The following is a 21,661-nucleotide window of genomic DNA, read 5'->3' as shown; positions in this document are numbered from 1 at the left end:
CCCCATCAGGGACCGGCCGCTGTCCTTTGGCGAAGGAACTTGCCTCAGCGATCGATCTTGATGGCCACGAAGCGCAGGTCGCCGCCGGCGTTGGAGACCAGGAGCAGCACCGACTTGCGCCCCATCGCCTTCTGCCTGTCGACGGTCTTGGCGACGTCCTCGGGCGACAGCACTTCCTCCTGCGCCACCTCGACGATGATGTCGCCGGCCGCGATGCCCTTGTCGGCGGCCGGGCTCGCCGGATCGACGTCGGTCACCACCACGCCCTTCACCTCGGCGTTGAGGCTGAGCTTCTGACGGGCGGCATCGTCGAGCTGACCGAGCGTCAGGCCGATGATCTTCTTCTCGTCCTTCGGCGGCTCGGGCGGCGCTTCCTCGGCCTTCGCCGCCACCGTCTCGCTCTCCTCGAGGCGGCCGAGCTTGACCGGCAGGTTCAGCTCCTTGCCCTTGCGGATCAGCGTGACGTCCACCTCCTTGCCCACCGCCGTGTTGGCGACGAGGCGCGGCAGCTCGCGCATGGCCTTGATGGGATGGCCGTCGAAGGCAACGATGACGTCGCCCGGCTCGATCCTGGCCACCGCCGCCGGCCCGCCCTCGGTGACGCCGGCCACCAGCGCGCCCTGCGGCTTGTCGATGCCGAGGCTTTCGGCGAGGTCGTCGGTGACCTCCTGGATGTTGACGCCGAGCCAGCCGCGGTGGGTCTCGCCGAACTCGCGCAACTGATCGACGACGCTGACGGCGATCTCCGAGGGAATGGCGAAGCCGATGCCGATCGAGCCGCCGGACGGCGAGATGATGGCGGTGTTGATGCCGATCACCTCGCCCGTCTCGTTGAACAGCGGGCCGCCGGAATTGCCGCGGTTGATGGCGGCGTCGGTCTGGATGTAGTTGTCGTAGGGGCCGGAATTGATGTCGCGGTTGCGCGCCGAGATGATGCCGGTGGTCACCGTGCCGCCGAGGCCGAACGGATTGCCGATCGCCATCACCCAGTCGCCGACGCGCATGTGCTCGCTGTCGCCGAACTTCACGGCGGTCAGCGGCTTGTCGGGCTTGACGCGCAGCACCGCGAGGTCGGTCTTGGCATCGCGGCCGACCAGCTCGGCCTTCAGCTTGGAGCCGTCGGAGAAGTTGGCGACGATCTCGTCGGCATCCTCGATCACGTGGTTGTTGGTGATGATGATGCCCGAGGGATCGATGACGAAGCCCGAGCCGAGCGACTGCACCTTGCGCGGATCGCCGCCCTCGTCGCTGCCGCCCTCGTCGCCGCCGCCGTTGTCGCCATTGCGGCCGTTCTTGTCGAAGAACTCGTTGAAGAAGTCCTGGAAGGGCGAGCCCTCCGGCACCTGCGGCAGTGGCACCTGTCGCGTCTCGGCCACCGTCTGGGTCGTCGAGATGTTGACCACCGCCCCGATCAGCTTCTCGGCGAGATCGGCGACCGAATCCGGTCCCTGCTCGGCCGATGCCGGCCCGGCAAACGCCAGCGCCGCCGCCAGCATGGCAGCCGCAAGACCCCGCCTGGTGCCGCGCACCGTCCTGTTTCCTGAGACCATGTCCGGTCTTCCTTCACTAGAGCCTGAGCACACCCGGCGCAGTCATAATCCGTTTCCCGGATGGAGACAAACCCCACACCAATACAACTCCAGGGTAGGGGCGAACACTTTTCCGTCAGGAATTGCGTAAAAACAAAACGGAGCAGTTCCGGCCCCGGATTGCGCCGGAACGACTCCATGGCGGAGCGTCAGCCGCCCCGCACCGCCCAGACGATGGCGACGCCCGCCGCCATGGCGATGATCCCGCCGGTCCTCAGCCAGAAATCGGAGGTCTGGAGGAGCTGGCGGAGCCCTTTGCGCATGACTTGAGGGGCTGCCGCGTAAAGCAGCCCCTCGATGACGGCCATCAGGCCGACGGCAACAAGGAAGTCGTTCAAGACGACCTCACGGCAGAGCGTTGGCGGCCGGCGCCGCCTCGCTGGCCACCATCCCGGACGGGCCCTTGAAGAAGCGGAAGAACTCCGAGTCCGGCTTGAGCAGCATGGTCGTGCCCGAAGCGAGCGAGGTCGCGTAGGCCTGCATCGAGCGGTAGAACTCGAAGAAGCCCTTGTCGGCGCCATAGGCCTCCGCGAAGATGCGGTTGCGCTCGGCGTCGCCCTCGCCGTGCAGGATGTCGGCGTCGCGCCGCGCCTCGGCCAAAAGCACCGTCGCCTGACGGTCGGCCTCGGCACGGATGCGGGCGGCTTCCTGCGTGCCTTCGGCGCGCAATTCGGCCGCCTCGGCCAGACGCTCCGACCGCATGCGGTCGTAGGTCTGCTCCAGCACGTTGTTGGGCAGCTCGGTGCGGCGGATGCGCAGCTCGACGATGTCGATGCCGAGGTTGGCCGCCTCCGGCCGGACGAATTCCGCCACCTCGCGCATCATCGCCGCCCGTTCCTCGGACAACGCGTCGCCGAACGAGCGCGTGCCGTAGACGCGGCGCAGCGCCGAATCGAGGCGGGTCTTGATGCGTGTCTCGGCCAGCGCCATGTTGCCGGTGACGCTTTCGCGGAAGGCCCTGGCGTTGACGATGCGGTAGGCGGCGAAGGCGTCGACCACATACTGCCGGCTGTCGCGCACCTGCACGACGTTGTTGTCGATCTCCAGCGTGTTGAGGCGCTTGTCGACGATCTGCACGGTATCGACCATGTTGGTCGGCAGCTTGAAGTAGATGCCGGGCTGGGTGATCACCCGCTGGATCTCGCCGAAGCGGAGCTGGATGGCCTGGTCGCGTTCGGTGACGATGAAGGTCGACGAATAGACGATCAGCGCGAGGACAGCCAAGGCGATCAGGACGAAGGGCAAGGCAATCGTGCGCATCACTGGGCGGCTCCCGTGCTGGAGGGGGTCGTCGGCCGCCCGATCTCGGGCAGCGGCAGGTAGGGCAGCACGCCCTGGGTGGAACCGCTGTCCAGAAGCACCTTGTTGGTCTTCGACAGCACACCCTCCATGGTTTCGAGGTAGATGCGCTCGCGCGTGATGTCGGGCGCCTTGATGTATTGCTCGTAGACGGAGGTGAAGCGCTGCGCGCCACCGGTCGCCTCGGCGATCACCTGATCGCGGTAGCCGAGCGCACCCTCGCGGATCTGCGACGCCTCGCCGCGCGCCTCGCCGAGCCGCTTGTTGGCATAGGCCTGGGCGTCCTGCTTGAACTTGTCCTGGTCCTGCTGGGCGCGCTGCACCTCGCCGAAGGCGTCCTGCACCTCAAGCGGCGGGTCGGCGCGGGTGACGTTGACGGCAGTGATCGAGATGCCCGCGTCGTAAGCGTCGAGCGTCTGCTGCACGCGCTCGCGCACCGCCGTCTGGGCCGCCTCGCGGCCGGTGGTGCGGAACTCGTCGGCACGGGTACGGCCGACCACTTCGCGCATCACCGATTCCGACACCTTGCGGACGATCTCCGGCGGATCAGCGACGCGGAACAGATACTTGACGGGGTCGGCAATGCGCCAGAGCACCGAGAACTCGACGCTGACCAGATTCTGGTCGCCCGACAGCATGATCGAATCGGCGCCGCCACCGGCTCCGCCGCCGAGCACTTCCTGGTTTTCCTTGAGGATGGCCGGCGTTTCCACCTGCTCGACCGGCCAGAAGGCGAAATGGATGCCCGGCTCGTTCAGCTCCGGCTTGACCTTGCCGAAGAACAGCTCGACGCCCACCTGGTCCGGCTGGACCACGTAGATGCTCTGGTAGAGCCAGAAGCCGACGGCGGCCACCGCGATCAGCGGCAGTGCCGTCAACAGGCCCGTCGGCTCGCCCGATCCGGGCCGGCCGCCGCCGGGAAGGAGATGGCGAATCTTGTCCTGGCCGCGCCGGAGCAGTTCCTCGAGATCCGGCGGCTCGTTGCCCCCGCCGCCCTGCGGCCCCCTGGGCGGCTGACCCCAAGGTCCGTTGCCGCCGCCTTTCCATCCGCCGCCGCCGCTCTGATTGCTCCAGGGCATAGGGTCCTGTCCTCCTTGAGTTGCTTGTACGGCGATCATAGGGGGCGACGCCGCCCTCATCAACGCACAGATCAAACGCCATTTGGGGTGCGGGGCGGCGGCGATCAACCGCCCGTGAGCGATTCTTTCGACGTACCCGCATTACGCCGTACCCAGGTCTCGAAACGGGCGTCGGCGCTGTCGCGCTCGCCGCGTATCATCGGCTCGCTGGCCGCCAGCCGCCACAGCGCCGGATCGATCGGCGGAAAGCGGGTGTCACCCTCCGGCGACGCGGCGACGCGGGTGACGTAGAGCCGATCGGCGCGACCGATCGTCGCCGCGTAGAGAATGCCGCCGCCGGCCACCACGAAGGACGGAACGCCCCTTGTCTCGGCGCTGGCCGCCGCCGCCTGCAGCGCCGCGTCGAGATCGCCGATCACCGTGACGCCGGCCGGCGCGAAGGCCGGATCGCGGGAGACGACGAAGGTCTCGCGCCCCGGCAGGGGCCTGCCGATGGATTCGAAGGTCTTGCGGCCCATCACCATGGGACGGCCGAGCGTCAGCGCCTTGAAATACTTGAGGTCGGTCGACAGATGCCAGGGCATGGCGCCGCCGGAGCCGATGATGCCGTTTTCGGCCATGGCCACCACGATATCGAGAAGCGGCCGGCTCACGGGGCTTCCCTCGCCAGCTTCTCGATCGCCTCCCGCCCCATGCGCACCGGCACCCAGGCGTCGTTGAGCGGCGCGCCCATGGCGGCGTAGAAGCCGATCGCCGACTTGTTCCAGTCGAGCACCGTCCACTCGAAGCGGCCGAGATTCTCATCGACGCAGCGCCGGGCCAGCCGGGCCAGCAGCGCCTTGCCCACCCCCTGGCCGCGCGCCGCCGGATCGACGAAGATGTCTTCGAGATAGAGCCCGTGCCGGCCGAGGAAGGTCGAGAAGGAATAGAACCAGACGGCGATGCCGGCCGGCCGGTCGCCGATGAAGCCCAGCTCGCAGAAGACGCGCGGGGCATCGCCGAAGAAGGCGGCGGCATAGTCCTCCGCCGTCGCCACCATCTTCTCGGAGAGGTTCTCGTAGGCGGCGAGCGACCGGATGAAGCCGGCGATGATGTCGACGTCGGCGACCGTAGCCGGCCGGGTGGTCGGCTTCGGCCGGCGGCTCCGCTGCGGACCGGGATGATCGCTCGGCGAGGTCATGGCGCGCTCCCCGTGACGCCGCCCGGCGGCAGGCCGACGTCGGAGCTGGGCAGCGGCCGCAGCTTGCCGGCCGGCGGCGCGTTGCCCGGCGGCGTGGCGTCCAGCATTTTGCCGATGGCGTCGAGCGGATCGGCGGGCTTGGCCTTCTCGGCCGCTGCCCGCGCCTTTTCGGCGGCGGCGATGGCGGCGGCCTTGGCCTTCTCGCCGGCCGCCGACGCGGCGGCGCGGTCGCGCGCCTCCAGCATCAGGCGGTTGCGACGGTCGAGCGCCTCGCGGTCGCGCAGCACCTGCCGCGACAGCAGCTCGCGTTCGAGGATGTCGGCCTGCATCATCAGCACCCGCTGCGTCTCCTTTTCGAGGGCGCGGATGCCGAGATAGGAGGCGAAGGCGGTGACGTCGATGCGGCGGGACGGATCGGCGATCGGCCCGGAGAACAGCACCGACACCTGCGGCACGCCGCCGGCCGCCGTCTCGGCGGCGTCGAGCGACAGGCGCCACTCGCTTTGGAGGCTGAGGCGGGAAAGGTCCACCGTCGCCGAGCCGGTGGTGGTGCCGCCCTTGCCGGCCACCACGATGTTGGGCGCGCGAAGCGTGCCGCTGGCCAGCGTGAAGGCGGCGTCGAGCCGGTCGAAGGCGAGATCGCCCATGTCGACATTGTCGGTGAACGCCTGGCGGATGCGGTCCTCGGAAAGGTCCTTGCCGGCGTCGGCCAGCCGGATCACCGGATCGAAGGCGCGCGTGGTCATGTGGGCCAGCCGGCCGTCCTCCAGAGAGAAGCTGCCGCCGCCGGTCAGCGACGACATCCAGCCGGCCAGCGTGCGGCCGGTGGCGTTGACCTGCACGTCGGCATTGAAGGCGCCGGTGACCATCGGCCGTCCGTCGCGCTGCCAGGCGAGTTCGTCGGCCGCCGCCCGCTCGAGGCGCAGCGTGCCGGAAACACCGGCCGTGCCGTCGAGGTCGCGCTTGATCATCAGGTCGCCGGAGAGCTTGCCACCGGCGAACGTTCCCTTGATGCCGTCGAGACCAGTGCCCGAGGCATTGCTGTTGAGCATCAGCGACACACCCCCCGCCACGAGGCCGCCCTCGATGTCGAGCCGGCCGAACTTCAGGGCCAGCGCCGTGTCGAAGCCGTCGATCAGCGCCGCGCCGAACGGCGCCTCCGGCCAGGGATTGCGGCTCTGGACGATGGGGAAATCGAACACCGCCGGCCCGAGCACCGCCTCGCCGAGGCTGGCGAGCGAACTCTCGTCGAAGGAGAGATTGCCGGTGACCAGCGGCACGGCCGGCGCGAAGTCGACGGCGATCTCGCCGCCGGTCGGCACGCCGCCCAGCTTGCCCTCGATGCGGCTGACGGCGACGCGCCGGTTGCCGACGGAGAGATGGGCGGCGACGTCGGCCGGCGTCGAGCCGATCACCCCCTGCACGATGTTGCCCGAGAGGACCAGCAGCGAGCCGACGTCGGGCGACTTCAGGTCGAGATCCAGCTCGGCGCCCGGCGCCGCGCCGCGCGTCAAGGTGGCCGAACCGTTCAGCGTCACCTCGGTCGGTCCCATGGCGCCGCGCAGCACCACGGCGAGGCCGTCCTTCGACTTGCCCATGGCCGACAGCGTCAGGCTGCCGGCGCCCGGCCGGCCGACGTCGGGCACGGCGAGGCCGAATTGCCGCATCAGTTCGGCGCCATCGGGACCGGCAAGGCGGATGTCGGTGGAGATGTCGGCGGCGTCCCAGGCGTCGACGCGCCCCTTGAACGCCAGCTCGCCGCGGATGTCGGTGGTGCCGGCCGAGCCGTTCAGCTCCACCTTGAGGTCGGTGCCCTCGCCCGACGCCCTGGCCAGCACCGTGCCTTCGAGGCTGGCCGGGCCGAGATGCGGCGCCGCGTCGCGCAGGAAGGCGGCGGCCGGCGTGTCGGGGACGAGCGCGCGGGCGAGATCGGCGATGCCGTCCAGCTTCTCGGCCGACACGCGCATCTGGATCGAGCCGTCGGGCGTCGTCGTCACGTCGCGGATGGTGCCGGCCGCCGTGACGCGGGCGCCGGACAGCGAGCGGACGAACAGCCGGTCGACGTCGAGCGTGGCGTCGACCAGCGACGCCGACACGTCGAAGCCCTCGGCGCGAGCGTCGCCGGCGATCAGCGTGCCGATGGCCGCCTTGACCACCACGTCCGCCCCGGCGCCCGGTCCCGTGACGAGACCGGCCACCGTCTCGACGTCGGAGAGGCGCAACTGGTCGGCGTCGAGCGCCAGCGTCAGGCGCGGCTTGCGGCCGGCGAGACCGGGCGCGAAATCGAGCGAGCCGCTGACCCGGCCGTCGTCGAGGCGGGCGTCGACCTCGTCGAGCGTCAGCCCGTCGGCCGAGGCGGCCACCTTGGCGCTGACGCGGAACGGATCGAGGACAACCTTCGGCCGGTTGGGCGCCCACCAGGCGATCAGCGTCGCCGGCTGATCGGAGGACAGCGTCACGTCGCCGTCGAAGCCGACGGTCGGCGTGGTGGCCAGCCGGCCGTGGGCGGCCAGCGACGAACGGCCGGGCAGCGTCGCTTCCAGCGTATCGATGGTCCAGCCCGAGGCGGCGGTGACCAGGTCGGCCCGGAGGTCGGAGACAATGCTGCCGCCGACCACCACGCCGGGAATGTCGAAGCCGATGCGGCCGGGCACGCCCGGCACCGGCAGGCCGGCGATGGCGGCGCCGAAGGCCGTGAGCGCGCCGTCGAAGGACACCGGCTTGTCCGGTCCCTCGCCGAGCGTCCGGTCGAGGTCGATCTGGCGGGCCGACAGCACCGCCTCGAAGCTCGGCACCGCCGCCAGATCGAGCGTGGCGACGCCGGAAATGCTGAACGGCCGCTCCTCGCTGCCGTAGCGGAACTCCAGCGCCTTGGCCAGCACCGCCCGGCTGGACACGTCGAGATCGGCATCCAGCGACCAGGGCAGCGTCTCCCGGTCCTCCTTGGCGATGACGCGGGCGAGCGTCGCCTTGCCGGCCCAGGTCGGCCGGTGGTTGGCGATCTTCAGCCGGCCGTCGAAGCTCGCCGCCACCGGACGGGCCGCCGAGCGCACGTTGGCCTTCAGCGTCAGCGTGCCGCTGCCGTCGGCGGCGCCGGTCGCCGCCTTGACGGAGAAGGTGTCGCCGCCGGTCCGCGCCGTGCCCTCGATCTTGTAGGGGCCGGCCAGGGCCGGCGCGTCAAGGCGGGCGTTGATGCCATCGACCACCACCGGCTGGCTGTGCCGGGCATCGGCGACGACGACGCGGCCGTTCTCGATATCGACGCCGCTCAGCGTCACCCGGCTCGGGTTGATGCCGAGGCCGCCGTCGGCGGCCATCCACTCGAAAGCGCCGTTGTCGTCGATGCGGACGTTCAGCTCCGGCTCGACGACGTGCATGGCGGTGACGTGGATTTCACCCGACAACAGCGGGAACAGCTCGATCTCCATGTCGAAGCGGCCGACCGTCATCAGCGGCGCGTTCGGATCGTCGCCGATCACCACGTTGGAGAAGGACAGCGAGGGATAGGGCAACAGATTGGCATCGGCCGTCCCGCGGACGGACACCTTGTGTCCCACAACATGCGCGGCTTCCGTCTCGAAAGCGGCCCGGTAGGCCGTCCAGTCGACGAAAAGCGGCCCCACCAGCGCCACGAACAGCGCCAGAATGACCGTGAATCCGATACCGAAATACAGCGAATTCAGCGTCTTGGCTCCCGTATACCCGATCCGGTGCGACGGCGGGCTCAAGCCTCTGCCGCGCCGCGCCCAACCGGTTGCCGCGCCGCCGTGCAAGGATCGCACCACGGCGGGCTCCGCCCCGTCCGCAGAGACTTAGCAAATCGGAACGCCCCTGGGAAACGGGATTAAGACATAGTTGACCATCCGCCGGCCGGGCCGGACGGCTTTTTCCGGCCACGAAATATGCTATTGCCGGTAAGCTTTTCCCGGAGCCGTCCCGCCGCCGCCATGCCCTTCGACGCCCCGCTGTCCGCCGCCGTCCTGCTCCTGCTGTTGCCTGGCCCGACCAACGCGCTGGTCGCCGCCGCCACGGCGACGGAGGGTCTTCGCCGCCTGCCGGCGGCGCTCGGCGCCGTGCTCGCCGCCTACGGCCTGTCTCTGACGCTGCTCGGCCTTGCCGCCGCCACGCTGTCCGGCGCCGCGCCGATCCTGAAGCTCCTGGCGGCGGCGGTGCTCGCCCTGTCGGCGGTGAAGCTGTGGCGTTCCGGTCCGGCCGACGGCGCTGCCGTGCCGATCGCCCGCGTCTTCCTGATCACGCTCGTCAATCCGAAGGCGCTGGTGCTGGCCTTCGTCGTCCTGCCGCCGGGCGCGCCGCCGCCGCTCCTCGCCGGCCTTGCCGCCGCCATCCTTCTGGCGACCGCCGCCTGGGGCCTCCTCGGCCTCGTGCTCGGCCGGCTCGGCCGCCGCTGGGCCGGCGCCGAGGCCGTCAACAAGACCACAGCCGCCGTGCTCGCCGCCTTCGCCGGCGCGATCATGGTGACGACGGCTGTCGCCGGCCTTTGACATCTTGCGCGCTGCCCGGCCTTCGGCTCTAACCGAGACCGACAGGATACCTATCGGAGACGACGCGCGATGCCGGCCGACCCCTTCCTCCTTCCCGTCGACAGCCTCGACCGAGAGGCGGCGGCGGCCGAGCTTGCCCGCCTTTCCGCCGAGATCGCCCATCACGACCGCCTCTATCACGGCGAGGACGCGCCGGAGATTTCCGACGCCGACTACGACGCCCTGCGCGCCCGCAACATCGCCATCGAGGCACGCTTCCCCGATCTCGTCCGGCCCGATTCGCCGTCGCTGAGGGTGGGCGCGCCGGTGGCGGCCACCTTCTCCGAGGTCCGCCACGTCAGGCCGATGCTGTCGCTCGACAACCTGTTCACCGACGCCGGCGTCCACGATTTCGTCAAGCAGGTGAAGAGCTTCCTCGGCATCGTCGACACGCCGGTATTCACCGCCGAGCCGAAGATCGACGGCCTTTCGATGTCGCTGCGCTACGAGCGGGGTCGCCTCGTCACCGCCGCGACGCGCGGCGACGGCACGATGGGCGAGAACGTCACCGCCAACATCCGCACCATCAAGGAAATCCCCGATGAGCTGCCGCCCGGCGCACCCGACGTCGTCGAGGTGCGCGGCGAGGTCTACATGAAGAAGGCCGACTTCGCGGCGCTGAACGAGCGGATGCTGAACGAGGGCGGCAAGCTGTTCGCCAACCCGCGCAACGCCGCCGCCGGCTCGCTGCGCCAGATCGACCCCAAGGTCACGGCCGGCCGGCCGCTCAGCTTCTTCGCCTATGCCTGGGGCGACCTCTCCGAACCGCTCGCCGCCACCCAATACGACGCCGTCAGGCGCTTTGCCGACTGGGGCTTTCCCGTCAACCCGCTGATGGTGCGCTGCCACTCGGCCGATGAGCTGATCGCCCACTATCGGCTGATCGAGAGCCACCGTGCCGATCTCGGCTACGACATCGACGGCGTGGTCTACAAGGTGGACAGTCTCGCGCTACAGGAACGGCTGGGCTTCCGCTCGCGCTCGCCGCGCTGGGCCACCGCCCACAAGTTCCCGGCCGAGCGCGCCTCGACCATCGTCAAGGCGATCGAGATCCAGGTCGGCCGCACCGGCGCGCTGACGCCGGTCGCCAAGCTCGAACCGGTGACGGTCGGCGGCGTGGTCGTCGCCAACGCCACGCTGCACAACGAGGACTACATCAAGGGCATCGGCCAGGACGGCGCGCCGCTGCGCGAGGGCCGCGACATCCGCGTCGGTGACACGGTGGTGATCCAGCGGGCCGGCGACGTCATCCCTCAGGTGGTCGACGTGCGGCTGGAGCTGCGGCCGGCCGACGCTCTGCCCTACCAGTTCCCCACCGTCTGCCCGCGCTGCGGCAGCCACGCCGTGCGCGAGACCAATGAGAAAACCGGCAAGGTCGACGCCGTCCGCCGCTGCACCGGCGGCCTGATCTGCCCGGCGCAGCAGGTGGAGCGGCTCAAGCATTTCGTTTCGCGCAACGCCTTCGACATCGAAGGCCTCGGCGACAAGCAGGTCGAGTTCTTCCACGCCCTCGACGACGCCCACCTCTGCATCCACACGCCGGTCGACATCTTCACGCTGGAGCGGCGCGAATCCTCCGGCCTCAACCGTCTCGCCAACTTCCCCGGCTTCGGCGCCACCTCGGTCAAGAACCTCTTCGAGAGCATCGAGGCGCGGCGGCGGATCGACCTGCACCGCCTGATCTTCGGCCTTGGCATCCGCCACATCGGCGAGGGCAACGCCAAGCTGCTCGCCCGCGCCTACGGTTCGTGGGATCACTTCTACGCCGCCATGAAGATAGGCGCCGCCGGTGATCCGGAGACGCTCGCCGAACTCAACGCCATCGACGGCGTCGGCGCCGTGGTGGCCGAGGCGCTGACCGACTTCTTCGGCGAGGAGCACAACCGCGCCGCCGTCGACGCGCTGCTTTCCGAGATCACGCCGCTCGACGCCGAGGCGCCGGTAACCGCCGGCAGTCCGGTGGCCGGCAAGACCGTCGTCTTCACCGGCTCGCTGGAAAAGATGACCCGCGACGAGGCCAAGGCTACCGCCGAACGGCTCGGCGCCAAGGTGGCCGGCTCGGTGTCGAAGAAGACCGACCTGGTGGTCGCCGGCCCCGGCGCCGGCTCCAAGCTGACCAAGGCGGCCGAACTGGGCATCGAGGTGATCGGCGAGGACGCCTGGCTCGAACGGATCAGGGGACTCTGAGTCTCGGCTCCAAAACCGAAAATCGACGGGCGGTCTCGCAACCGCCGCGCCGTTGCTCTATTGTTCTCCCCATGACCGCTTCCCAGAATCACGACGACAGCGATTTCGACGCCGCGCCCGCGCTGGGCATCGCCGCCCGCGCCATGGCCGCCGCCCGTCCGGCGGCCGGCGCCGGCGGCTATCTTCAGGGCATGAACCCCGAGCAGCGCGAGGCGGTCGAGACGCTGGACGGCCCCGTCCTGGTGCTGGCCGGAGCCGGCACCGGCAAGACGCGGGTGCTGACCACCCGCATCGCCCACATCCTGGCGACGCGCCGCGCCTTCCCCTCGCAGATCCTGGCGGTGACCTTCACCAACAAGGCGGCGCGCGAGATGAAGGAGCGCGTCGGCCAGCTGGTCGGCGGCGTCGTCGAGGGCATGCCCTGGCTCGGCACCTTCCACTCGATCGGCGTGCGCATGCTGAGGAAGAACGCCGAGCTGGTCGGCCTCAAGAGCAACTTCACCATTCTCGACACCGACGATCAGATCCGCCTGATCAAGCAGCTGATCCAGGCCGAGGGCATCGACGAGAAGCGCTGGCCGGCCCGCCAGTTCGCCGCCGCCCTCGACGGCTGGAAGAACAAGGGCCTCCGTCCGGCCGACATCCCCGAGGGCGAGGCGCGCGCCTATGTCAACGGCCGGGGCCGCGAGCTTTACGCCGACTATCAGGCGCGCCTCAAAGTGCTGAACGCCGTCGACTTCGGCGACCTGCTGCTGGAGACGGTGACGCTCCTGCGCCAGAACCCCGACGTGCTCGCCGACTATCACAAGCGCTTCCGCTTCATCCTGGTCGACGAGTACCAGGATACCAACGTCGTCCAGTATCTCTGGCTGCGCCTCCTGGCCCAGGGCTCGCACAACATCTGCTGCGTCGGCGACGACGACCAGTCGATCTACGGCTGGCGCGGCGCCGAGGTCGACAACATCCTGCGCTACGAGCGCGACTTCCCCGGCGCCAAGGTGATCCGGCTCGAACGCAACTACCGCTCCACCGCCCACATCCTCGGCGCCGCCTCGCACCTGATCGCCCACAACGAGGCGCGGCTCGGCAAGACGCTGTTCACCGACCTGCCGCAAGGCGACGACGAGGACAAGGTGTTCGTCGCCTCGGCCTGGGATTCGGAGGAGGAGGCCCGCTCGATCGGCGACGAGATCGAACGCCTCCAGCGGGCCGGCACGCCGCTCAACGACATCGCCATTCTCGTGCGCGCCTCGTTCCAGATGCGCGAGTTCGAAGACCGCTTCGTCACCTCCGGCATCCCTTACCGCGTCATCGGCGGCCCGCGCTTCTACGAGCGGGCCGAGATCCGCGACGCCCTCGCCTATTTCCGCATCGTCATGCAGCCGGGCGACGACCTCGCCTTCGAGCGCATCGTCAACACGCCGCGCCGCGGCATCGGCGACACCTCCGTCCGCACGCTGCACGACTACGGCCGGGCCGAGGGCGTGCCGCTCACCGAGGCGACGCGGCAGCTCGTCGCCACCGAGGAGCTGAAGGGCAAGACGCGCACCGCGCTCCGCGACTTCCTCGACAGCATCGGCCGCTGGCGCGACCTGATCCCCGCCATGCGCCACACCGAGCTGGCCGAGCTGATCCTCGACGAGAGCGGCTACACCGCCATGTGGCAGAACGACCGCTCGGCCGAGGCGCCGGGCCGGCTCGAAAACCTCAAGGAACTGATCCGCTCCATGGACGAGTTCGAGAGCATGGAGGGCTTCCTCGAACACATATCCCTGGTGATGGACCGCGACGCCGGCGAGCAGCTGGACGCCGTCTCGATCATGACGCTGCATTCGGCCAAGGGGCTCGAATTCGACACCGTGTTCCTGCCCGGCTGGGAGGAGGGCCTGTTCCCGCACCAGCGGGCGCTCGACGAGGGCGGCCGCGCCGGCCTGGAAGAAGAGCGCCGCCTCGCCTATGTTGGCCTGACCCGCGCCAAGCGGCGTTGCCTGATCTGGTTCACGTCGAACCGCCGCATCCACGGCTCCTGGCAGTCGTCGATCCCCTCGCGCTTCCTCGACGAACTGCCGGCCGCCCATGTCGAGATCAAGGAGACCGGCAGCGCCTACGGCGGCTACGGTTCCTCCTACGGCCGCCAGAACCCTTACGGCGCCTCGCGCTTTGACAGCGTCGAGCGCTTCCAGTCCAACTACGGCACGCCCGGCTGGCAACGCGCCCAGAAGGCGCAGAAGGCGAACGGCCCCAGCGGCCGCGGCTTCGCCTCGCCGGCCCAGTCGGCCTACGGCCGCGGCCGCGGCCAGCCGAAGCTGATCGAGGGCGAGCTGATCGCCAAGTCGGTGGTGGAGGGTGCGCCGAAATTCGCGTCCGGTGACCGGGTGTTCCACGTCAAGTTCGGCCCCGGCTCGGTGGCCGCCGTCGACGGCAACAAGGTGACCGTCGATTTCGACAAGGCCGGCCAGAAACGGGTGGTGGACAGCTTCCTCGACAAGGCCTGAGGGCTCGCAGCGGAGGATTTGCATCATGGCGAAGTTCGTCTTCGGAATGAACCAGTCCCTCGACGGTTACGTCGACCACACGGGGTTTGCGCCGGGCCCGGCGCTGTTCCGGCACTTCATCGAAGAGGCGCGCGGCCAGGCGGGCAGCGTCTACGGCCGCCGCCTCTACGAGATCATGCGCTATTGGGACGAGGAGCATCCCGAATGGGACGCGGCGGAGCGCGACTTCGCGACAGCCTGGCGGCGCCAGCCGAAATGGGTCGTCTCGCGCTCCCTGACGTCGGTCGGCCCCAACGCCACGCTGGTCGGCGACGACATGGAAACCACCCTGCGCCGGCTCAAGGAACAACTCGCCGGGGAGATCGAGGTCGGCGGACCGGATCTGGCGCGAAGCCTGACCGACCTCGGACTCATCGACGAATACCGCATCTACCTCCACCCGGTGGTGCTCGGCCACGGCAAGCCGTATTTCACCGCCCCTCGGCCGCCGCTCCGCCTCGTGGCCAGCGACCCGATGGGCGAGGACGTGGTGAGGTTGACCTACGTTCCGGCGTGATCAGCCCGATCCGCCTGGGGCCGATGCGCGCCATATTGCCATGCGGCTGAGGCCTCGGGCCGCGGCCGCGACACGGGGGGAGACTTGAGCATGACGAACAGACTGGTCCTTGGCATTCTCGCGGCCACCGCGCTCGCCTTTTCGGCGGGAACGGCGCTGGCCGACTTCCATCTCACCATCCTGCACATCAACGACCTGCATTCCCGCATCGAGCCGATCAACAAGTTCGATTCCACCTGCTCGGCCAAGGAAGCCAAGGCGGGCGAGTGCTTCGGCGGCATCGCCCGCGTGAAAGGCGCCATCGACGGCAAGCGCCAGCAACTCAAGGGCGCCAACCTCATGGTGCTCGACGCCGGCGACGAGTTTCAGGGCTCGCTCTACTACAGCAGCTTCAAGAGCGGCCCGGTCGCCGAGTTCATGAACGGCATCGGCTTCGACGCCATGGCCATCGGCAACCACGAGTTCGACGACGGCCCGGCGGAACTCGACAAGCTGATCGGCGCGGTGAAGTTCCCGATCCTCTCCGGCAACACCATTGCCGCCAAGGGCTCGCTGCTCGACGGCAAGTACAAGGGCTACGTGATCAAGGAGATCGGCGGCGACAAGGTGGCGATCGTCTCGGTGCTGGCCACCGACACCGCCGAAACCTCGTCGCCCGGCAAGGACATCACCTTCGAGGACGAGATCGCCTATCTCCGGAAGGCGGTGAAGGAGATCGAGGCGACGGGCGTCGACAAGATCGTCGCCCTCACCCACGTCGGCTACCTGAAAGACCAGGAGATCGCCGCCAAGGTCGATGGTATCGACGTCATCGTCGGCGGCCACAGCCACACCTATCTGTCCTCCACCGACGACAAGGCGGCCGGCCCCTATCCGACGCTGGTCAAGAACCCGTCCGGCATCGACGTGCCGATCGTCACCGCCTACGCCTATTCCAAGTATCTTGGCGACCTCGCCGTCACCTTCGACGACAAGGGCGTCGTCACGGCGGCGACCGGTGCGCCGCTGCTGCTCGACGCCACGGTGACGCCCGATGAAGGCTATGCCGCGCGGGTCGAGGAACTCGGCAAGCCGCTGGAAGCGCTGAAGGCCAAGGTGGTGGGCGCCGCGTCGGAGATCATCGACGGCGATCGCACCTCCTGCCGCGTCCGGGAATGCACCATGGGCAACCTCGTCGCCGACGCGGCGCTCGACCGCGTCGCCGGCCAGGGCGTCACCGTGTCGATCGCCAACGGCGGCGGCCTCCGGGCGTCGATCGACGCCGGCGACGTCACCATGGGCGAGGTGCTGACGGTGCTGCCGTTCCAGAACACGCTCGCCACCTTCCAGGTCGACGGCGCCGGTCTCAAGGAGGCGCTGGAGAACGGCGTCAGCCAGGTCGACGAGGGCGCCGGCCGCTTCCCGCAGGTCGCCGGCCTGAAATACACCTTCGACCGGTCGAAGCCGGCCGGCAGCCGCATCACCGCCGTCGAGGTGAAGGAGGGCGACGCCTTCGTGCCGCTCGACCCGGCCAAGGTCTACGGCGTCGTCACCAACAACTACGTCCGCGCCGGCGGCGACGGCTTCAAGACCTTCGCCGACAAGGCCGCCAATGCCTACGACTTCGGCCCCAACCTCGAAGACGTGGTGGCCGAGTACCTGACCACCCACAATCCCTACAAGCCCTACATCGACGGCCGCATCACCGACGCGACGCCGGCCGGCTACGTGCCGCCGAAGAAGTAGGGCAAGGCCGGCAGCCGTCTTGGAAAACAGCGGCTCCGGCGCTATATTCGGAGTGTCGGGCGGAGTTGGCGCTCCGCCCGACGTTTTGCTTACCTAAGAGTGATCTAGGCGGTGACAGACCAGCCCGTCCGGGTCTTCCTCAAGGTAAGTGCGAAGATCAGCGGCAGTTTCCGCATCTCTTCACCTCCGTTGTCACGAGGCCGAGGCTGTCGCCCGTTTCCAGCCGGGGGCGCCCGTCTTCCCCGGCGACGCCGCTGGTCCGGCGTCATGCTGCGTTCGCCCGTGACGGCGAGATCATCTCACGGTTGTCCCGGATTGCATGGTCGCGGCAATGCGGTCCCGCTTTGACAAGTTTCGGGCCTCCGACTAAACCGGCGCAGCCCTCGTCAGCTTCCGGAACCGCCATGCCCCAGTATCAGCTCCACATTGCCGCCGCCGATGCGACCCGCGCCGAGGTGATTGCCGACGCGGTCGAGGCCGCCTTCGAGGAGGCGGGGCCGGTCTCCTGGTACGAGACGGATGGCGGCTGGGCGGTGGACGGCTTCTTCTTTGCCGACGGCGCCGAGGAGATCGCGGCAACCGCCCGCGCCGCCCTTGCCGGCATGGCCGAGGCCGCCGCGCTGACCGTCGAGCCGGTGCCGGAGGATGTCGACTGGGTGGCGAAAAGCCTAGAAGGGCTGAAGCCAGTGGTGGCCGGCCGCTTCGTCGTGCACGGCGCCCACGATCGCGACCATATTCCCAAGGACCTGATCGGCTTGCAGATCGAGGCCAACCAGGCCTTCGGCACCGGCCATCATCCGACCACCTGGGGCTGCCTGACGGCGCTGACGGATCTGCTCGCCGCGTCCCGCTTCGACAGCGTGTTCGATCTCGGCACCGGCTCGGGCGTGCTGGCCATCGGCATCGCGCTGGCCACCGGGCGGCCGGTGCTCGCCTCCGACATCGATCCCCTGGCCGTCGAGATCGCGCTGGAGAATGCCGAAATCAACGGCGCCGCCCCCCTCGTCACGGCGGTGACGGCGACCGGCTTCGACCACCCGGCCATCGCCGGGCGCAAGTTCGACCTCGTCGTCGCCAACATCCTGGCCGATCCCTTGAAGATGCTGGCGCCGGACTTCCGCGCCCATGCCCAGCCGGGCACCGCCGTGGTGCTCTCGGGCATCCTGAGGACGCAGGCCGACGACGTGCAGGCCGCCTTCGAGGCGCAGGGCTTCGCCGGCGAACGGCACCTCGTCAAGGACGAGTGGAGCACGCTGGTGCTGCGCTACGCCGGCTGAGGCGTACCTCTCACAACGCTGCGTCGACCGCCCGCTTGACGCCGGCGGAGCGATGGCCGTGCTCGCGCGCCGCCTGATCGTCGAGCGACGCCAGATAAGGGCCCAGATAGCGCTGGGCCTGCCGCTCGCGCGTGCCGAGCGTGGTCTCGTAGGTCCGGCGGATGAGACCGCTGCGATTGGACGGGGCGGTGGTCGGGGTAAATCGGCTCATTCTAGCACCTCTTGACTGCCGTCAGCTCACGCCGACCGTTCACAAAAGCGCCGTTATCCTCATGGGACGCGAAACCAGCCCTCCGAACATCTCCATACTAGCCGACTACTACTTTCGTATGAACAAACGGTGGCGCAGCCCTCCCCTGCGACAGACTCATGGCTGTTGCCTCCCTTTCGCCACAACCGGCGACCGCAGACGGAATTCCGCCGGAAGCGTGAATGCTGGAGATCGTCCGGCGCCTTGAAGCCGGAGGCAGGCAGACCCGCCGGCGGTTGAGGCTTGACGGGAGGCAGAGGCCGGAGCCACAACTCCCGCCATTCGAGCACGGCGGAGTGACAGAGGTGTTCCAGACATTCGACAACGTCAACGATCCCAGCCACGGCAAGACGCGGCTGGCCGCCTTGCGGGCCGAACTCGATCGGCGCGGCCTTCAGGGCTTCCTGGTGCCGCTCGCCGACGAGCACCAGGGCGAATACATCCCCGCCTCGGCCCGCCGCCTCCTCTGGCTGACCGGGTTCGCCGGCTCGGCCGGCCTTGCCGTGGTGCTCAAGGACCGCGCCGCCATCTTCGTCGACGGCCGCTATACCTTGCAGGTGCGCGAGCAGGTCGATCTTGAGGTCATCGAGCCGCATCATCTCGTCGAGGAACCGCCGCACGGCTGGCTGAAGACCGTCGTCGGGAAAGGTGACCGCATCGGCTTCGACCCCTGGCTCATGACCGCCGCCGAGGTCGAGCGCTTCGAGACGGCGCTTGCTGCCGTCGGCGCCGAACTGGTCGCCACCGAGGGCAACCCGGTCGACGCCGTCTGGGCCGACCAGCCGCCGCCGCCACAGGGCCGCGTGTCGCTGTTCCCGGAGAGTCTTGCCGGCACAAGCGCGGAGGCCAAGCTGGCCCGCCTCGCCGAGGCGATCGGAAAAGCCGGCGCCGACGCCGCCGTGCTGACCCGCCCCGATTCCATTGCCTGGGCCTTCAACATCCGGGGGGCGGACGTGCCGCACACGCCGGAGGCGCTGTCCTTCGCCATCCTGCGCAAGGCGGGCCGGCCGTCGCTGTTCATCGACGGCGGCAAGCTCGACAACGCCGTCCGCGACCGCCTCGAGCAGATCGCCGCCGTCGAGCCGCCGGCCGCTCTCGCCCCGGCGCTCTCGGCGCTCGCCTGTCCGGTGCTGGTCGACAAGGCGTCGGCCGCCTACGAGGTGGCGCGCCGCATCGAGGCCGGCGGTGGCAAGGTGGTGGCCGGCGCCGATCCGGTCGTGCTGCCCAAGGCGCTGAAGAACCCCACCGAACTTGCCGGCATCCGCGCCGCCCATGTCCGCGACGGTGTCGCCATGGTGCGCTTCCTCGCCTGGATCGACCGCGAGGCGCCGAAAGGCGGGCTCGACGAAATCGCCGTCACCAAGAAGCTCGAGGAATTCCGCGTCGCCACCGGCGCCCTGCGCGACATCTCCTTCGACACGATCGCCGGCGCCGGCCCCAACGCCGCCATCCCGCACTATCACGTCAGCACCGCCTCCAACCGCAAGGTCGAGCCGGACGGCATCCTGCTGGTCGATTCGGGCGCCCAATATGAGGACGGCACCACCGACATCACCCGCACGATGATCGTCGGCACGCCGACCGGGGAAATGGCCGACCGCTTCACCCGCGTGCTGATCGGCCATATCCGCCTGGCACTGGCCCGCTTCCCCAAGGGCACCACCGGCGCCCATCTCGATATCCTTGCCCGTGAGACATTGTGGGAAGCCGGCCTCGACTTCGACCACGGCACCGGCCACGGCGTCGGCCACTATCTCTCCGTCCACGAGGGGCCGGCCCGCATCGCCAAGGCCGGCCATGTACCGCTGGAGCCGGGCATGCTGCTCTCCAACGAGCCCGGCTACTACAAGGCCGGCGCCTGGGGCATCCGCATCGAGAACCTTGTCATCGTCACCGCCCCCGAGGCGATCGACGGCGGCGAACGGCCGATGATGGGCTTCGAGACGGTGACGCTCGCTCCCATCGACCGCCGGCTGATCCGCCCGGATCTGATGGCGCCGCGCGAACGCGCCTGGCTCGACGCCTATCACGCCGAGGTGCGGGACAAGCTGCTGTCGCTGATCGACGACGACGCCGATCGCGCCTGGCTCGTCGCCGCGACGGCGCCGCTTTCGGCGTGAGCTGACGATTCGCCGCTTTCGCCTCCCGTCGCGCGGCTTTTTGCCGCGCGGGAATACTTCTTGATATCCCTTTGAGCAACAAGGAGAAAATGGACGCTCGCCGACGTAACACTCGGTAAGAAAGAGTGACTTTCCTGGGACGCTCGCCTCGTGCTTTATGAAAATGTGCCGGATCGGCATGTCAGCCCGGCGGCAGCAGGCGCCGCCGGCTCTTTCGGAAGTTTTTGATGCGCACGTCCTACGGCAAGCAGACCACTCTCGGCGAAAGCGTCCGGTTTTCCGGCATCGGCGTCCATTCGGGCAAGCCGGCGACCATCGTCCTGCATCCCGCCGAGGCCGACCGGGGCATCGTCTTCGTGCGCACCGACGGCGAGGAGGTGGAGATCGCCGCCCGCCACGACCATGTCGTGGCCACCGAACTCTGCACGATGATCGGCATTGGCGGCCGCACCGTCGCCACCATCGAGCATCTGATGGCGGCGCTCGCCGCCTTCGGCGTCGACAATGTCGTCGTCGAGATCGATGGTCCGGAAATGCCGATCGCCGACGGCTGCTCGGCCATCTTCTTCGACCTGCTCACGGAGGCCGGCCTGCGCCGTCTTGCCGCCCCGCGCAAGCTCCTGCGCGTCGTCAAGACGGTGCGGCTCGAGGTCGGCGACGCCGTGCTGGAGTTCCTGCCGCACGACGGCACCCGCTACGACGTCACCATCGACTTCTCCAACCCGCTGATCGGTCGCCAGTCCTACATGCTCGACCTGAACCCGGCCGCCTTCGCCCGTGACATCGCCCGCGCCCGTACCTTCGGCTTCATGGCCGACGTCGAGAAGCTGTGGAAGATGGGCTTCGCGCTCGGCTCGTCGCTGGAGAATTCGGTGGCGATCGGCGACGGCCGCATCCTCAACCCCGAGGGCCTGCGCTGGACCGACGAGTTCGTCCGCCACAAGACGCTCGACGCGGTCGGCGATCTCTCGCTGATCGGCATGCCGTTCATCGGCCACTTCCGCTCCTACAAGGGCGGCCACAAGCTCAACTGGATGGCCGTCAAGGCGCTGGTCGCCGACGCGTCCGCCTTCGAGATCGTCCATGACCCGCTGTCCGTCCGCGAACAGGCCGGCGGCATCCTCCAGGCGGCGGCATTGGCGCCCTCGCGCGACTGATCGCCGGCCCGCCGCTCCGCCGCCATAATGTGGCCGAACATCACGGGCACGTAGCATCCGCGACGGCTTTGCGATAAAAGAGCTTCCTGTTGTCCGGGGTGGGCTGACTCGCGCCGGGGCGTTGGGCTGTGCGCCCGGCGCCGGGCGGAGCCGCAGGTGGACACGGCGTGATGGATGGGCGGCCGCCAAAGGCCCGCGTTCGGTGA

At 69.1% G+C, this 21,661-nt stretch carries 16 protein-coding genes; 8 read left to right on the top strand and 8 right to left on the bottom strand.

The genetic code is table 11. The annotated features are described in order from the left end of the window. Positions 1-44 precede the first annotated feature (44 nt). The 7 genes from H512_RS0105480 to H512_RS0105450 all read right to left on the bottom strand — a co-directional run bounded on the left by H512_RS0105480 (position 45) and on the right by H512_RS0105450 (position 8,875). Complete coding sequence (locus H512_RS0105480; protein ID WP_036790208.1) at positions 45-1,550, bottom strand: DegQ family serine endoprotease; 1,506 nt, start codon at positions 1,548-1,550, stop codon at positions 45-47. Between the two features lie 188 nt (positions 1,551-1,738). After that, positions 1,739-1,927: a DUF2065 domain-containing protein gene (locus H512_RS0105475; RefSeq protein WP_026782612.1), complete on the bottom strand. Its 189-nt coding sequence runs from the start codon at positions 1,925-1,927 to the stop codon at positions 1,739-1,741. Positions 1,928-1,934: 7 nt separating this feature from the next. Further along, positions 1,935-2,849 carry a protease modulator HflC gene (hflC, locus tag H512_RS0105470; RefSeq protein ID WP_026782611.1) on the bottom strand — a complete coding sequence of 305 codons (915 nt, stop codon included), beginning with the start codon at positions 2,847-2,849 and terminating at the stop codon, positions 1,935-1,937. Then, positions 2,849-3,967 (bottom strand): FtsH protease activity modulator HflK, encoded by a 1,119-nt coding sequence (gene hflK, locus H512_RS0105465; RefSeq protein ID WP_026782610.1) that lies wholly within the window; start codon positions 3,965-3,967, stop codon positions 2,849-2,851. Before hflK ends, hflC begins: the two co-directional genes overlap by 1 nt. Positions 3,968-4,071: 104 nt before the next feature. Beyond that, the gene (locus H512_RS0105460; protein WP_026782609.1) at positions 4,072-4,620 is read right to left on the bottom strand and encodes a dihydrofolate reductase; all 549 of its coding nucleotides are present in this window, start codon (positions 4,618-4,620) and stop codon (positions 4,072-4,074) included. Continuing rightward, positions 4,617-5,147, bottom strand: coding sequence for a GNAT family N-acetyltransferase (locus tag H512_RS22655; RefSeq protein WP_053239592.1), 531 nt, complete (start codon positions 5,145-5,147; stop codon positions 4,617-4,619). Before H512_RS22655 ends, H512_RS0105460 begins: the two co-directional genes overlap by 4 nt. Further along, positions 5,144-8,875, bottom strand: coding sequence for an AsmA family protein (locus H512_RS0105450; protein WP_026782608.1), 3,732 nt, complete (start codon positions 8,873-8,875; stop codon positions 5,144-5,146). The genes H512_RS22655 and H512_RS0105450 overlap by 4 nt, the downstream gene beginning before the upstream one ends. 219 nt (positions 8,876-9,094) lie before the next feature. Between H512_RS0105450 and H512_RS22650 the strand changes: the two genes are divergently transcribed. The 6 genes from H512_RS22650 to H512_RS0105420 all read left to right on the top strand — a co-directional run bounded on the left by H512_RS22650 (position 9,095) and on the right by H512_RS0105420 (position 17,928). Continuing rightward, positions 9,095-9,649, top strand: a complete 555-nt coding sequence (locus H512_RS22650; RefSeq protein ID WP_053239591.1) for a hypothetical protein — start codon at positions 9,095-9,097, stop codon at positions 9,647-9,649. Positions 9,650-9,718: 69 nt separating this feature from the next. After that, positions 9,719-11,875 (top strand): NAD-dependent DNA ligase LigA, encoded by a 2,157-nt coding sequence (gene ligA, locus H512_RS0105440; RefSeq protein ID WP_026782607.1) that lies wholly within the window; start codon positions 9,719-9,721, stop codon positions 11,873-11,875. Between the two features lie 71 nt (positions 11,876-11,946). Next, complete coding sequence (locus H512_RS22645; RefSeq protein ID WP_053239590.1) at positions 11,947-14,370, top strand: ATP-dependent helicase; 2,424 nt, start codon at positions 11,947-11,949, stop codon at positions 14,368-14,370. A gap of 25 nt (positions 14,371-14,395) precedes the next feature. Next, positions 14,396-14,926 carry a dihydrofolate reductase family protein gene (locus H512_RS0105430; RefSeq protein WP_026782606.1) on the top strand — a complete coding sequence of 177 codons (531 nt, stop codon included), beginning with the start codon at positions 14,396-14,398 and terminating at the stop codon, positions 14,924-14,926. Between the two features lie 90 nt (positions 14,927-15,016). After that, positions 15,017-16,651, top strand: a complete 1,635-nt coding sequence (locus H512_RS22640) for a bifunctional metallophosphatase/5'-nucleotidase (RefSeq protein ID WP_053239589.1) — start codon at positions 15,017-15,019, stop codon at positions 16,649-16,651. A gap of 404 nt (positions 16,652-17,055) precedes the next feature. Further along, on the top strand, positions 17,056-17,928 hold the full coding sequence (locus H512_RS0105420; protein ID WP_026782605.1) for a 50S ribosomal protein L11 methyltransferase: 873 nt from the start codon (positions 17,056-17,058) through the stop codon (positions 17,926-17,928). A 10-nt stretch (positions 17,929-17,938) separates the two neighbouring features. On the opposite strand, the gene H512_RS22635 is transcribed toward H512_RS0105420, so the two are convergent. Beyond that, the gene (locus H512_RS22635) at positions 17,939-18,139 is read right to left on the bottom strand and encodes a hypothetical protein (protein ID WP_036790203.1); all 201 of its coding nucleotides are present in this window, start codon (positions 18,137-18,139) and stop codon (positions 17,939-17,941) included. Positions 18,140-18,483: 344 nt separating this feature from the next. On the opposite strand from H512_RS22635, the gene H512_RS0105410 reads away from it, so the two are divergent. Together H512_RS0105410 and lpxC are read left to right on the top strand one after the other, a co-directional pair. Next, positions 18,484-20,298: an aminopeptidase P family protein gene (locus tag H512_RS0105410; protein ID WP_026782604.1), complete on the top strand. Its 1,815-nt coding sequence runs from the start codon at positions 18,484-18,486 to the stop codon at positions 20,296-20,298. A 227-nt stretch (positions 20,299-20,525) separates the two neighbouring features. Continuing rightward, complete coding sequence (lpxC, locus tag H512_RS0105405; RefSeq protein ID WP_026782603.1) at positions 20,526-21,455, top strand: UDP-3-O-acyl-N-acetylglucosamine deacetylase; 930 nt, start codon at positions 20,526-20,528, stop codon at positions 21,453-21,455. Positions 21,456-21,661: the final 206 nt, after the last annotated feature.

The organism is Pleomorphomonas koreensis DSM 23070 (assembly GCF_000425185.1).
Classification (GTDB): Bacteria; Pseudomonadota; Alphaproteobacteria; order Rhizobiales; family Pleomorphomonadaceae; genus Pleomorphomonas; species Pleomorphomonas koreensis.
The sequence above is the reverse complement of the archived record's forward strand: the minus strand, read 5'-3'. Positions and strand labels throughout refer to the sequence as shown.